Genomic DNA, 12,967 nt, shown 5'->3' with positions numbered 1-12,967 from the left:
GTGTTGAACGGCCAGGCTCGCACCGGGTCGGACCCTGACAACCCAGGAGAAACCATGACCCTTGATATTGCCGGTAACGACATTGAGTCACCCGCCCCGGGCGCAGTGCCTGATGTACACCGAATGAAGGTGCTCACGGTCAACATGCACAAGGGCTTCACCGCCTTCAATCGCCGTTTCATCCTGCCCGAACTGCGCGACGCCGTACGCAGTACATCGGCCGACCTGGTATTTCTGCAGGAAGTGCTGGGCGAACATGAGAAGCACGCATCGCGCTACGACGCCTGGCCACAGGTATCGCAATATGAATTCCTGGCTGACAGCATGTGGACCGACTACGCCTACGGGCGCAATGCGGTATACCCCGACGGTCATCACGGCAATGCGGTGTTGTCCAAGTACCCGATCAAGTCATACCGCAACCTCGATGTATCCATCACCGGCCCGGAACGGCGTGGCCTGCTGCACTGCGTGCTGGATGTCCCGGGGCACGAGAACGTGCATGCGATATGCGTCCACTTGAGCCTGCTGGAAAGCCACAGACAGTTGCAGATCGTGCTGCTCAATCAGTTGCTCAAGTCCTTGCCGCCTGACGATCCGGTGATCATTGCCGGTGATTTCAATGACTGGAAAGAGCAAGGCAATGCCATGCTTTCCCAGCGTGACGACCTGCACGAAGTATTTGAACGTCACCACGGCAAACTGGCCAGGACCTACCCGGCGCGCTGGCCGCTGCTGCGTCTGGACCGGATTTACCTGCGCAATGCCTCCAGTCATCACCCGACCATCCTGGGCCACAAACCGTGGCCCCATCTATCGGATCACCTGCCGTTGGCGGTGGAAGTGCATCTGTGAACAATCGTTGGTAGCGGCAGTTGCCGAAGGCTGCGCCCGGTTGCCCTGGGAACGTCACACTTGTGGGGCCTTTCACCGGTAGTCGCTGACGAGGCTGCGATGGACTGCGTAGCAGCCCCCCGCAACTGAAGGGCCTGCTGCCCCTTGTCGCAGCCTCGTTGCTCGTCAGCGACTACCCGGAAAAATCTGCCCCGGCAGGCTGAAAAGGAAAAGCACCGGGGCACACCACCAGGCATCACGTCGGCTGTAAAATCAGAACCCCCAGCGGCGGCAGATTCAATGCCAGCGAAACCTCCTGACCATGACTTGGCAAGGCCTGGGTCATCACTCCCCCGCCATTGCCATAGTTGGAACCGGCATAAGTATCCGCATCACTGTTGAGCACCTCTTGCCAGGTACCGGAAAACGGCACGCCAATGCGATATCCCGGACGAGGCACCGGGGTGAAGTTGGCGACCACCAGCAGCGGTTTGCCCGCCTTGCTCCAGCGCAGCCAGGCATAGACACTGTTGGTCGCATCATCCCCGATCAGCCATTGAAAGCCTTGCGCCACATCGTCCTGGTCATGCAGCGCCGGTTCTTCGCGGTACAGGCGATTCAAATCACCCACCAGCTTCTGCACCCCCTGGTGGTCATGGTATTGCAGCAAGTACCAGTCCAGTTGCTGATCGTGGTTCCACTCGCGCCACTGTCCGAACTCACAGCCCATAAACAGCAACTTCTTGCCCGGATGCGCCCACATAAAACTCAGATAGGCCCGCAGGTTGGCGAATTTTTGCCAGCGATCCCCGGGCATCTTGTCGATCAGTGAATGCTTGCCGTGCACCACTTCATCGTGGGAAATCGGCAGGATGAAGCGCTCGCTCCAGGCGTACACCAGGCCAAAGCTCAACTCGTTGTGATGATGGGCACGGTACATCGGGTCCTGCTGGATGTAGTGCAGCGAATCATGCATCCAGCCCATGTTCCATTTGTAGGCAAAACCCAGACCGCCCTGCTGGGTACTCTGACTGACCCCCGGCCACGCGGTGGACTCTTCGGCAATCATCAGGGCGCCGGGGGCTTCCAGGGCCACCACGTCGTTGAGATGGCGCAAGAACTCAATGGCTTCGAGGTTTTCCCGGCCCCCATGAATGTTCGGCACCCACTCGCCCGCTTTGCGCGAGTAATCGCGATACAGCATCGAGGCCACCGCATCCACCCGCAGGCCGTCGATATGGAAATGCTTGAGCCAGTGCAACGCCGAGGCCAGCATGAAGCCATGGACTTCGGTGCGCCCCAGGTTGTAGATCAAGGTGTTCCAGTCCTGGTGATAGCCCTCCAGCGGGTTGGCATATTCATACAGCGCCGTGCCGTCAAATTGCGCCAGGCCATGGGTATCGTTGGGAAAATGCGCGGGCACCCAGTCCAGAATCACCCCGATCCCGGCCACATGACAGGCATTGACGAAGGCTGCGAAATCATCCGGCGAACCGTATCGGGCACTCGGCGCAAACTGGGACAAGGGCTGATAGCCCCACGAACCGCCAAACGGGTGTTCCATGATCGGCATCAGCTCGATATGGGTGAACCCCAGTTTCTGTACGTAAGGGATCAGGCGCTCTGCCAGTTCATGCCAGTTATACAGGCGCGCAACTTCGCCGATATCGTCGACCTCGCACTGCCAGGAGCCGGCGTGCAATTCATAAATGGACAATGGCGCGTCCGGCTTCTGATGTTCAGCGCGACTCTGCATCCAGGCCGCGTCCTGCCAGTCCACCTGCAGCGGCGAAGCCACCCTGGAGGCCGTATCGGGTGGCAACTGGGTGGCCAGCGCCACCGGATCAGCCTTGAGCGGCAAGATGCCGTTGGCCCCAAGAATTTCGTACTTGTAGGCTTCACCTGGCGCAAGACGCGGAATAAACAGCTCCCAGACCCCGCTTGGATGGCGCAGGCGCATGGGGTGCCTGCGGCCATCCCAGATATTGAAATCCCCCACCACCGACACTCGCCGCGCATTCGGCGCCCACACCGCAAAACGCACACCGGGAACGCCATCGACGCTCATGACCTGGGCGCCGAAACAACTGCTCAAGTCCCGGTGATTACCCTCTGCAAACAGATACAGGTCCATTTCCCCCAGCAAAGGCCCAAAGCTGTAAGGATCTTCACTGGTCTGCTCGCCGCCGGCCCAGCTGATGCTTAGCCGATAGCCGCGGACATCGGCAAAATGCCCGGCAAACAGGCCCGGGACCTCGCTGCTGTCCAGCGTGCCAATCACCTCGTCCGAGTCGCGGGCCACTACCTTGACGCTCAGGGCACCGGGCAAAAATGCCCGTATCACTTGCCCGCCCTCACCGTCCGGGTGCGGCCCCAACACCGCAAAAGGGTCTCGGTGCCGAGTGTTGATCAGTGCTTCGATATCGTCGCGCGCGGGCAGCACAGCCATTTTTCCCGGGCCAGGAACCTTGTTTGAACTCATCACTTCTCTCCATCCGGTAAAGGCTTGGCCGTACTTGGCAAGTGGGTGAGCAAATCGCTTAATCCCTGCAAGGGAACCCGCAACCAGGCAGGCCGATTTGCCGCTTCATAGATAATTTCATAGGCCGCCTTTTCCAGACTGAACAGCGCCAGTGCGGCATCCTCGCCCCCGGCCACTTTCCAGTCATGGGCAAGGCTAGCTGTTGCTTGCCGGTATGCATCGACCAATGCTGTCCGGGCTTCTTGCAAATAGCGTTCAACCACCCGTTGCCGTGCATCGTCAGCCTGATCCGAGTGATCCGACTGTTGCACGTTGCTGACCGCCATGGCCGCTGCGTAATCGAAGGAGCGCAATACCCCGCTCAGGTCTTTATAGGGGCTATGCTTGCTGCGCCGGGCTGACAGCGGGCGCGCAGGCTCACCTTCAAAGTCGATGAAGTAGGCATCGCCCTTGACCACCAGCACCTGCCCCAGATGCAGGTCGCCATGCACCCGGATCTTAAGGCCACCCTGGGTTCTCTTGGCCAGTTGCTGGACATGGGCGGTGATCGCGCCTTGTTGCGCCAGCAGTTTTTTCACCTGTTTTTGCTCAGGCTCGCCAAGCTCGGGCAGATGTTGTTTGAGCAGTTTCAAGGCCTGCTTCAATTGCCCGTTGATATGGCTTGCCCACTGCCGGGTATCGGCCTCGGACGTGGTCTGAGGGGCAAAGTCAGGGTTGTCGCTGGCTTGCGCCAGCACCCCGTGCATCTCCCCCAGACGCTGGCCGAGCAAACCGGCAAAATCTGCCAGTTCGACCAGGGCGTTGTAATGCTGTTCGTGCTCGGACATGGCGTCGGCCATTTCATCGCGAATGGCCCGTTCCAGGTTGTTCTGGGTCCAGGTCCAGGCATCGCCCTGGTTACTCAAATAGCCCTGGGCAATCATCAGCAAGGTCTCTTCGCCCCCGGTTCCATGGCGCACCACTGCCCCCAGCAACGGAGAAATATGCTGATACCCGGCCTCGGTCAGGTAGGCACCCAGCTCCAGCTCCGGATGCTGGCCACTTCTGATTTTGCGGATCAGCTTAAGCACCATGGCGCCGCCGATCACCACCGAGCTATTTGATTGTTCGGCCGTGAGATAACGCACTTCACTCTGTTCGTTGAGCCCCAGGGCCGCCAGCTGCGCGGTCGCGGTAAAACTGATAGTGCCGGCGCTGCTGCTGATTGTCTCGCCGCTTTGCATGCCCGCCAGTACGGCCCTGACAAAGGCTTCAAGAGCAAAAGCATCGGTCATGAAACCGACCTGAGGGCCACGCCGCAGTCGCGACAGTACCGATTGCTGGGCCAACGTGCTGCTTGCCTGATCCTCGCCCAATACCCCAAGGGGCACTTGATAATGGTGCTGTTCGCCGCCGCTGGTGACTTGTACCTCGGTCAGCAACATGGGGTGCAAGGCATCGCCAAAACGGGTGCCGTGGAGAATTTTGACCTGCTCGACCGGTGCATTTTTTTGCCCGAACCAGCGGCGTTTGGGTAACCACGCCGGCAGGATCACGTTTTCCAGAGTGGTCCGCGGCGGGGTATCGAGCAACTCTTCAAGGCGCTGTTTGAGCACCAGGGTCAGCAGTTCGGGCAGGCTTTGCGCCGGTTCTGCGTGCCAGCTCGGCATCTGATTCTCGGCAGCCAGCAAAAACCAGTAAAAACCGTAGGGCGCCAGGGTCAGCATGAAGTCCATCTGGCCAATGGGCGGAAAGGCATTGCCCCCCAGCATCTCCACCGGTACCCGCCCGGCGAATTCGGACAGCTCCAGCTCTGCCGCCTGGGCGCTGCGCGACACGTTGGCCACGCAGAGGATGGTTTCAGTCTTGCCGTCGCCGTCGGTGTATTCGCGAATGTACGCCAGAATCCGCCGGTTGCTGGGGGACAGCATTTTCAAGGTGCCGCGACCAAAGGCTTGTTGCTGCTGGCGCACGGAGAGCAGGCGCCGGGTCCAGTTGAGCAATGAATGCGGATCGCCGGATTGGGCCTCTACGTTCACCGATTGATAGCCATACAGCGGATCCATGATCGGCGGCAACACCAGGCTCGCCGGGTTGGCCCGCGAGAATCCGCCGTTACGGTCAATCGACCACTGCATCGGCGTACGCACGCCGTCGCGGTCGCCGAGGTAAATATTGTCCCCCATGCCAATTTCATCGCCGTAATACAGGGTCGGCGTGCCCGGCATCGATAACAACAGGCTGTTGAGCAGCTCGATGCGCCGGCGATCACGTTCCATCAACGGCGCCAGACGCCGACGAATCCCCAGGTTAATCCGCGCCCGCTTGTCGGCGGCGTAGTAGTTCCACAGGTAATCGCGTTCCTTGTCGGTGACCATTTCCAGGGTCAACTCATCATGGTTGCGCAGGAAAATCGCCCATTGGCAATTCGCCGGAATTTCCGGGGTCTGGCGCAGGATATCGGTGATAGGGAAGCGGTCTTCCTGAGCCAGGGCCATGTACATGCGCGGCATCAACGGAAAGTGGAAGGCCATGTGGCACTCATCACCATTGATGCCATCGCTGTCGCCAAAATACTGCTGGGTGTCTTCGGGCCATTGATTGGCCTCTGCCAGCAGCATGCGGTCGGGGTAATGGGCATCGATTTCGGCGCGGATCTGCTTGAGGATCTGATGGGTCTCGGGCAGGTTTTCGTTATTGGTGCCATCGCGCTCGATCAGGTACGGAATGGCATCCAGGCGCAGGCCGTCGATGCCCATGTCCAGCCAGTAGCGCATCACCGCCAGCACTTCTTTCATCACCTGCGGGTTGTCGAAATTCAGGTCCGGCTGGTGGGAGTAAAAGCGGTGCCAGAAGTACTGGCCGGCGACCGGGTCCCAGGTCCAGTTCGAGGTTTCGGTGTCGAGAAAAATGATCCGGGTGCCGTCGTATTTTTCATCGGTATCCGACCACACGTAGTAATCCCGAGCCCTGGAGCCAGCCTTGGCACGGCGGGCCTTTTGAAACCAGGGGTGTTGATCCGAGGTGTGGTTGATCACCAGTTCAGTGATTACCCGCAGACCGCGCTTGTGGGCCTGGGCGATAAAGCGTTTGACGTCGGCCAGGGTGCCGTAGTCCGGATGCACGCCTCGATAATCGGCAATATCGTAGCCATCATCGCGCCGCGGCGAGGGATAGAACGGCAGCAGCCACAGGGTGTTGACCCCCAGCTCGGCGATGTAATCCAGCTTGCTGATCAGGCCGGGAAAGTCGCCAATACCGTCGTTATTGGAATCGAAAAATGACTTGATATGCACCTGGTAGATCACCGCGTCCTTGTACCAGAGCGGGTCCTTGATAAAGCTGGCCGATGCGGGTTGGTTTGCCATAAGGGAAATACCTGCTGATTCGGTTGCCCGGGGCCAGTGAAGCCGCCCGGCAAGAGGGGCTTAAAGGGGTTTGATCCGCCAGATGCCGAACGGCTGATGCCAGGGCTCGATGCGCATCCATTGGGTTTTGCCATACCAGGTCCAGCGATGGCCGTTCATCAAATCTTCCCCCGAGGTCCAGGCGTCATCGGCCAGGCCCATTTCCCACAACGGCAACTCGAAATGAGCTTCCTGGGCGTTATGGGGATCGAGACTGATAGCCACCAGTACAAAATTGCTGCCATCGGCGCTGCGTTTGCCGAAGTACAAAATGTTGTCATTCCAGGCGTTGTACAGGGTCAGGCCCAGGTGGCTGTGCAAGGCCGGGTTCTGGCGGCGGATGCGATTGAGCTGGGCAATTTCGGCCACGATATTGCCCGGCGCACTGAAATCACGGGGGCGGATCTGATACTTCTCCGAGTCCAGATATTCCTCTTTGCCCGGCACCGCCGCCGACTCGCAAAGCTCGAAGCCGCTGTACATGCCCCACAGGCCCGAGCCCATGGTTGCCAACGCGGCCCTGATCAAAAAGCCGGGGCGCCCCGAGTCATGCAGGAAGCCGGGGTTGATGTCCGGGGTATTGACGAAGAAGTTGGGCCGGAAGCACTCACGCAACGGGCTTTGATTCAGCTCAGTGAAATAGGCTGCCAGCTCGGCCTTGGTGTTGCGCCAGGTGAAATAGGTGTAGCTCTGGGTGTAACCGACCTTGCCCAGGCGCGCCATCATGGCCGGGGTGGTGAACGCCTCGGCGAGGAACATCACCTCGGGGTTCTGGGCACGTACATCCGCGATCAGCCATTGCCAGAACGGCAGAGGCTTGGTGTGCGGGTTGTCGACGCGGAAGATTTTTACCCCCTCGTCCACCCAGCCCAGCACGATGTCGCGCAACTCCAGCCACAGGCCGGGAATCGCATCCGGGGCATAGAAATCGACATTGACGATGTCCTGATACTTTTTCGGCGGGTTTTCCGCGTAGCGAATGCTGCCGTCGGGGCGCCAGTTAAACCATCCGGGGTGCTGTTTGAGCCACGGGTGGTCCTGAGAACACTGAATGGCAAAATCCAGAGCGATTTCCAGGCCGTGGTCCGCGGCAGCGGCCACCAGGCGCCGGAAGTCGTCACGGCTGCCCAGTTGCGGATGGATCGCGTCATGCCCTCCCTCTTCGCTGCCGATGGCATAGGGGCTGCCCGGATCGTCCGGCCCGGCCTGCAACGCGTTATTGGGGCCCTTGCGATGTCGGCGGCCAATGGGATGGATCGGCGGGAAATACAGCACGTCAAAGCCCATGTCGTGAATCATCGGCAGGCGCTGGTGTACATCATTGAAAGTGCCGTGGCGGGCAGGATCGTCAGTGACCGAACGGGGGAACAGCTCGTACCAGCTGGCGAACTGCGCCAATGGCCGTTCAACCTCCACCGGGTACTCGGGGCTCAGGCTCAAATACGCGTGGTTTTGTGCCTCGGCCATCAATTGCGCACTGTGTTCGTGCATGAACAGCGCCACTTGCTCGGTCTCCAGCAGACCAGACAGTTGCCCGAGCAACGCCTGCAACTGTTCGCGCCGTTCACCCTGACTGAGCTCGATGGCGTGCTGTACCAGAATCCGCCCTTCCTGCAACTCCAGACTGACGGCAATGCCTGCCTGATGCTTTTTCTCCAGCTCATGGCAAAAGCTGGCATAGCGATCAATCCAGGCCTCGATGCAAAACAGATAGCGCCCCACTTCGGGCACCGGAAACTGTGCGTTCCAGCTGTCATTGTCTAAAAAATGCATAGGCGTTGCCGACCAGTGCGCGGAACTGGCCAGACGCCAGTGCAGCATGACCGCCAGCTGCTCGTGACCGTCAACAAACACTTTGCTGAGCACGTCGACCTGCTGCCCCGCAGTCGCCTTGACCGCGAACTCACCGTTTTCGAGCACCGGGGACGTGGCTTCAATAACAATGCGCGGCAACAACAATGCCTGGGATAAGGGCAACGTCACAGTGGAATCAGGGTCTTGCGGGAAATCAGCAGTCATCGAGCAGCACTCCTCACGCCCGCAGACGTTTATGGGTGGTCGTATCAAAGCCATTCCCGGCATCGATCACCGGGCACCTGGTTGGGAGCGGGGGAAAGAATTAAAAGTTCAGACTAATTGCCGATACTCCGTTGGTCATTGGCCGGGGAACCGAGCGGCCTTCAATGAGGTCGACCGGCTGTAATCCTTTCCATGCAGCAATGAGGCCATGTCCATGAATATCCCCATTCCCGCAGAAACCCCCGATCCCAATATTGACGACCCGGTGTTACCGCCCGGTGATGCCGAGCCGGTTCCGGAAGAAGATCCGCCGCTCAAGGACCCCGACCCGATTGGCGATCCCCCCTGCGAAGATGCGCCGATGAGAATCTGATGCCCGTCTTGAGCGCTGTTTGACCTGCCCGGTCGCTGACGGTTGCGATCGGGGGCGCAGCGGGCGCAACCCGCAGCCAGTGAACGCCAATCCATTCGATCGAACCCGGCCGGTTTTCCACGCACTAACGTTTAACCCCCATAAAAGGACCACGCTGATGACTATCACAATCGATGCCGACAAAAGCTGCTGGTATGAATCACCCGAAGGCTCGGAGCACTCCCCGGCCGAGCGGGTAGAAGTCATCACAGACCACGCCTCGAGAATGTGCATGGCGCTGATGAACGGCCTGCGCATTGCCATTACCTCGGACGAAGCCGAAGCCCTGGTTGCGGCGGGCGCCAAGGACAGCCGCGAGTTGCTGCGGGCCGGGGGCAGTGAGTCGATTATCTGAAGCTGCAGGACTGATGAGCCCCAGCATGGGCTCATCCTGGGTGATTCGGTGATTTAATTGACCCCGATCAGGATTACCCGCCGGCGCCTGGGTTAAAGGCGCCCGGCCCCTGCTGCACGTGGCCGCGACCAGGGTGCAGCAAGTTGTCGCAGGTCACCCTGAAAACTCATCTGATCCGGTTTTTAATCAAATAACTGAGTCTGTTATGCAAACAGTTCGCAGGGGATAGTGCTCAGGCCTGATGGAGGCTGATGAGCGAAAGACCATGAGCGAACAAATTCCCGTCCAGATACTTGAAACATTCGAGGCTTCGCGACCCCGGGCCGCAAAAAACAAAAGCCGCTCCAGCGACAACCTGATCCACACCCGCAGTTTCACCGGTCTGTTCCGAACCTTGCGCATAGTCGGTGCCGGCTTTCTGTTTTTGCTGTTCTTTGGCACGGTCTGGCTCAATTGGGACGGTCGACAAGCCGTCCTCTGGGACCTGTCCGAAAGCAAGTTCCATATTTTCGGGGCGACGTTCTGGCCGCAGGATTTCATCCTGTTGTCGGCGTTGCTGATCATTGCCGCCTTCGGCCTGTTTGCGATCACGGTATTCGCTGGCCGGGTGTGGTGTGGTTACACCTGCCCGCAAAGTACCTGGACCTGGCTGTTTATGTGGTGCGAGAAGATCACCGAAGGTGACAGGAATCAGCGCATAAAACTCCAGGCTGCACCCTGGCGCCTGAACAAGATCCTGCGCCGCACTGCCAAGCACGCGCTGTGGATGGCAATCAGCGTGATGACGGCGCTGACCTTTGTCGGTTATTTCACCCCGATCCGACCCCTAGCCACTGAGCTGCTGACCCTGGAAATGGCCGGCATCAGTCTGTTCTGGGTGCTGTTTTTCACCGGCGCCACTTATATCAATGCCGGCTGGCTGCGGGAGGCGGTGTGCATGCACATGTGCCCTTACGCGCGGTTCCAGAGCGTGATGTTCGACAAGGACACCCTCGCCATTTCCTATGACGTGAACCGTGGCGAAAGCCGCGGCCCGCGCAAACGCGGGGTCGAACCGGCGCAGGCAGGTCTGGGCGATTGCATCGACTGCCAGATGTGCGTGCAGGTCTGCCCCACCGGCATCGACATTCGCGATGGCCTGCAGATGGAATGCATCGGCTGCGCGGCCTGTATCGACGCCTGCGATACGGTGATGGACAAAATGGGCTACGCCCGCGGGCTGGTGCGCTACACCTCCGAACACCAGTTACAGGGCGGCACCACCCATTTGCTGCGCCCGCGCCTGATTGGCTACGCAGCGGTGCTGGTGCTGATGATCGGGGCCCTGGTGGTGGCGCTTGACCAGCGCTCAATGGTGTCACTGGATGTAATCAAGGACCGGGGGCTGTTTCGCGAAAACAGTCAGGGCCAGATCGAGAACATCTACAGCCTCAAAATCATCAACAAGACCCAGGAGCCGCAGCATTACCGGGTATCGCTGCAAGACAACCAGGACTTCCGCCTGCAGGGCAAGACCGAGCTGACCCTGGCCCCCGGCGAAATTGTCGATGTGCCGGTATCTGTCGCGCTGTTGGCCGAACGCCCGAAAAGCAGTTCGCAAACCATCGGGTTTGTGGTCACCGACACAGATCAACCGAGCGTACGCAGTGTGGCCAAGAGCCGTTTTGTGGCACCGTTGAATCGATAAACGATAAATCCCTGTGGCAGCGGGCGTGCTCGCGATAGCATCAGCACGGTCAATCAGACTGACCGGAGTGAGCCATCGCGAGCACGCTCGCTCCTGCAGGATTAGCCGAGCCTTATTAATGAAACGCTACGAAAAATTCGCCGACGATATTGCTGAACTGATTCGCAGCGGGGTGCTCGGCCCCGGCCAGCGCGTGCCTTCGGTACGTTATGCCAGCCAGACCTACGGGGTTAGCCCCTCCACCGTGTTTCAAGCCTATTACCTGCTGGAACGCCGTGGCCTGATCCGGGCCAAGCCGCGTTCCGGCTACTTCGTCAACGTGCATGCGCCGAGTCCGTTTTCCGAGCCGGTGTTCAGCAGCCATGTAACCGAGTCCACCGAAGTGGATGTCAGTGCTCTGGTGTTCTCGGTGCTGGACTCGATGAAAGACCCGCACACCGTGCCCTTCGGTTCGGCGTTCCCCAGCCCGACCTTATTCCCGCTACAGCGGCTGGCCCGCTCCATGGCCACCGCCAGCCGTGAAATGGACCCGCGCATGGTGGTCACCGACATGTCCCCGGGCAACCCGCAACTGCGGCGCCAGATTGCCCTGAGGTATATGGTCGGGGGGCTGATGCTGCCCATGGAAGAGCTGCTGATCACCAATGGTGCCCTGGAAGCCTTGAACCTGTGCCTGCAGGCCGTCACCGAGCCCGGCGACCTGGTGGCCATCGAAGCGCCGGCGTTCTATGCCTGCCTGCAAGTGCTGGAGCGGCTCAAACTCAAAGCCGTGGAAATCCCGGTGCATCCCCGTGACGGCATCGACCTGGGGGTGCTGGCGCAAACCCTGGAGCGCCATCCGATCAAGGCGGTGTGGTGCATGACCAGTTTTCAGAACCCGATTGGCGCGACCATGCCCGAGGCCAAAAAACAGGCGCTGGTGGAACTGTTGCGCGGCCACCAGGTGCCGTTGATTGAAGATGACGTGTACGCCGAGTTGTATTACGGCCAGCACGCGCCCAAACCGGCCAAGGCCTTTGATAGCGAAGGGTTGGTGATGCATTGCGGCTCGTTTGCCAAAAGCCTGGCCCCGGGCTATCGCATCGGCTGGGTGGCGGCGGGTCGATATGCGCAGAAAATAGAGCGTCTCAAACTGATGACCTCGCTGTGCGCCTCGATGCCGGCCCAGGCCGCGATTGCCGACTACCTGCAACATGGCGGCTACGATCGCCACCTGCGCAAACTGCGCTATGCCCTGGAAGAACAACAGAGCGCGATGCTGGCGGCGATAGCCCGCTACTTCCCGGCGCAGACCCGGGTGAGCCAGCCGTCGGGCGGGTATTTTCTGTGGCTGGAACTGCCCGAGCAAATGGACTCTCTCAAGTTGTTCCAGATGGCCTTGGCCCAAGGCATCAGCATTGCCCCGGGGCCCATTTTTTCGGCCACCCAGCGCTTTCGCAACTGCATCCGCCTGAACTACGGCAGCCCGTGGAACGAAGCCAGTGAAAAGGCCATGGAGACCCTGGGCAAGATCGTCCGCTCATTCTAAAGCCCCCGAAACACCTGTAGGAGCGAGCTTGCTCGCGAGCTTTTCGGCGAAAATCGCAACATCTCGCGAGACAAGCTCGCTCCTACAGGTGTGCGGGGTGTCAGTGAAATCGTATCCCGCAGCACACGAGCTTTTCGGCGCGACTCGCAACGGCTCGCGAGCAAGCTCGCTCCTACAGGTGTTGCGGGGTGTCAGTGAAATCGTATCCCGCGGTACGCCTCCCCCCCTCTGTAGGAGCGAGCTTGTCTCGCGAGCTTTTCAGCG

8 protein-coding genes are annotated in these 12,967 nt (G+C 59.8%); 5 read left to right on the top strand and 3 right to left on the bottom strand.

Going from position 1 to position 12,967, the window contains the following annotated elements; all coding sequences use genetic code 11:
• The first annotated feature begins 54 nt into the window (after positions 1–54).
• Positions 55–855 carry an endonuclease/exonuclease/phosphatase family protein gene (locus tag JQ848_RS08800; protein WP_010656101.1) on the top strand — a complete coding sequence of 267 codons (801 nt, stop codon included), beginning with the start codon at positions 55–57 and terminating at the stop codon, positions 853–855.
• A gap of 235 nt (positions 856–1,090) precedes the next feature.
• Here JQ848_RS08800 and glgB read toward each other — a convergent pair whose 3' ends face one another.
• The 3 genes from glgB to JQ848_RS08785 are packed head-to-tail and all read right to left on the bottom strand — an operon-like array spanning position 1,091 to position 8,721.
• Positions 1,091–3,316, bottom strand: coding sequence for a 1,4-alpha-glucan branching protein GlgB (gene glgB / locus JQ848_RS08795; protein ID WP_127196723.1), 2,226 nt, complete (start codon positions 3,314–3,316; stop codon positions 1,091–1,093).
• Positions 3,316–6,663, bottom strand: coding sequence for a maltose alpha-D-glucosyltransferase (gene treS / locus JQ848_RS08790; RefSeq protein WP_202210492.1), 3,348 nt, complete (start codon positions 6,661–6,663; stop codon positions 3,316–3,318). Before treS ends, glgB begins: the two co-directional genes overlap by 1 nt.
• A gap of 60 nt (positions 6,664–6,723) precedes the next feature.
• Positions 6,724–8,721: an alpha-1,4-glucan--maltose-1-phosphate maltosyltransferase gene (locus tag JQ848_RS08785; RefSeq protein ID WP_202210491.1), complete on the bottom strand. Its 1,998-nt coding sequence runs from the start codon at positions 8,719–8,721 to the stop codon at positions 6,724–6,726.
• 214 nt (positions 8,722–8,935) lie between these two features.
• Between JQ848_RS08785 and JQ848_RS08780 the strand changes: the two genes are divergently transcribed.
• From JQ848_RS08780 to mapR, 4 genes are all read left to right on the top strand, one after another.
• Complete coding sequence (locus JQ848_RS08780; RefSeq protein ID WP_165439661.1) at positions 8,936–9,094, top strand: hypothetical protein; 159 nt, start codon at positions 8,936–8,938, stop codon at positions 9,092–9,094.
• A 157-nt stretch (positions 9,095–9,251) separates the two neighbouring features.
• Complete coding sequence (locus JQ848_RS08775) at positions 9,252–9,488, top strand: DUF3203 family protein (RefSeq protein WP_003447543.1); 237 nt, start codon at positions 9,252–9,254, stop codon at positions 9,486–9,488.
• 265 nt (positions 9,489–9,753) lie between these two features.
• The gene (ccoG, locus tag JQ848_RS08770; protein ID WP_003447541.1) at positions 9,754–11,175 is read left to right on the top strand and encodes a cytochrome c oxidase accessory protein CcoG; all 1,422 of its coding nucleotides are present in this window, start codon (positions 9,754–9,756) and stop codon (positions 11,173–11,175) included.
• 118 nt (positions 11,176–11,293) lie between these two features.
• A complete protein-coding gene (mapR, locus tag JQ848_RS08765; RefSeq protein ID WP_003447539.1) occupies positions 11,294–12,703 on the top strand; it encodes a GntR family transcriptional regulator MpaR in 1,410 nt (469 codons plus the stop codon).
• Positions 12,704–12,967: the final 264 nt, after the last annotated feature.

It is taken from the genome of Pseudomonas paraversuta, from assembly GCF_904067025.1.
Taxonomy (GTDB): domain Bacteria; phylum Pseudomonadota; class Gammaproteobacteria; order Pseudomonadales; family Pseudomonadaceae; genus Aquipseudomonas; species Aquipseudomonas paraversuta.
This window is presented reverse-complemented; position numbering and strand designations above follow the sequence as displayed.

Coding starts and splice junctions, on each gene's coding strand:
- JQ848_RS08800 (WP_010656101.1), top strand. CDS start 55: ATGACCCTTGATATTGCCGGTAACGACATTGAGTCACCCGCCCCGGGC.
- glgB (WP_127196723.1), bottom strand. CDS start 3,316: ATGAGTTCAAACAAGGTTCCTGGCCCGGGAAAAATGGCTGTGCTGCCC.
- treS (WP_202210492.1), bottom strand. CDS start 6,663: ATGGCAAACCAACCCGCATCGGCCAGCTTTATCAAGGACCCGCTCTGG.
- JQ848_RS08785 (WP_202210491.1), bottom strand. CDS start 8,721: ATGACTGCTGATTTCCCGCAAGACCCTGATTCCACTGTGACGTTGCCC.
- JQ848_RS08780 (WP_165439661.1), top strand. CDS start 8,936: ATGAATATCCCCATTCCCGCAGAAACCCCCGATCCCAATATTGACGAC.
- JQ848_RS08775 (WP_003447543.1), top strand. CDS start 9,252: ATGACTATCACAATCGATGCCGACAAAAGCTGCTGGTATGAATCACCC.
- ccoG (WP_003447541.1), top strand. CDS start 9,754: ATGAGCGAACAAATTCCCGTCCAGATACTTGAAACATTCGAGGCTTCG.
- mapR (WP_003447539.1), top strand. CDS start 11,294: ATGAAACGCTACGAAAAATTCGCCGACGATATTGCTGAACTGATTCGC.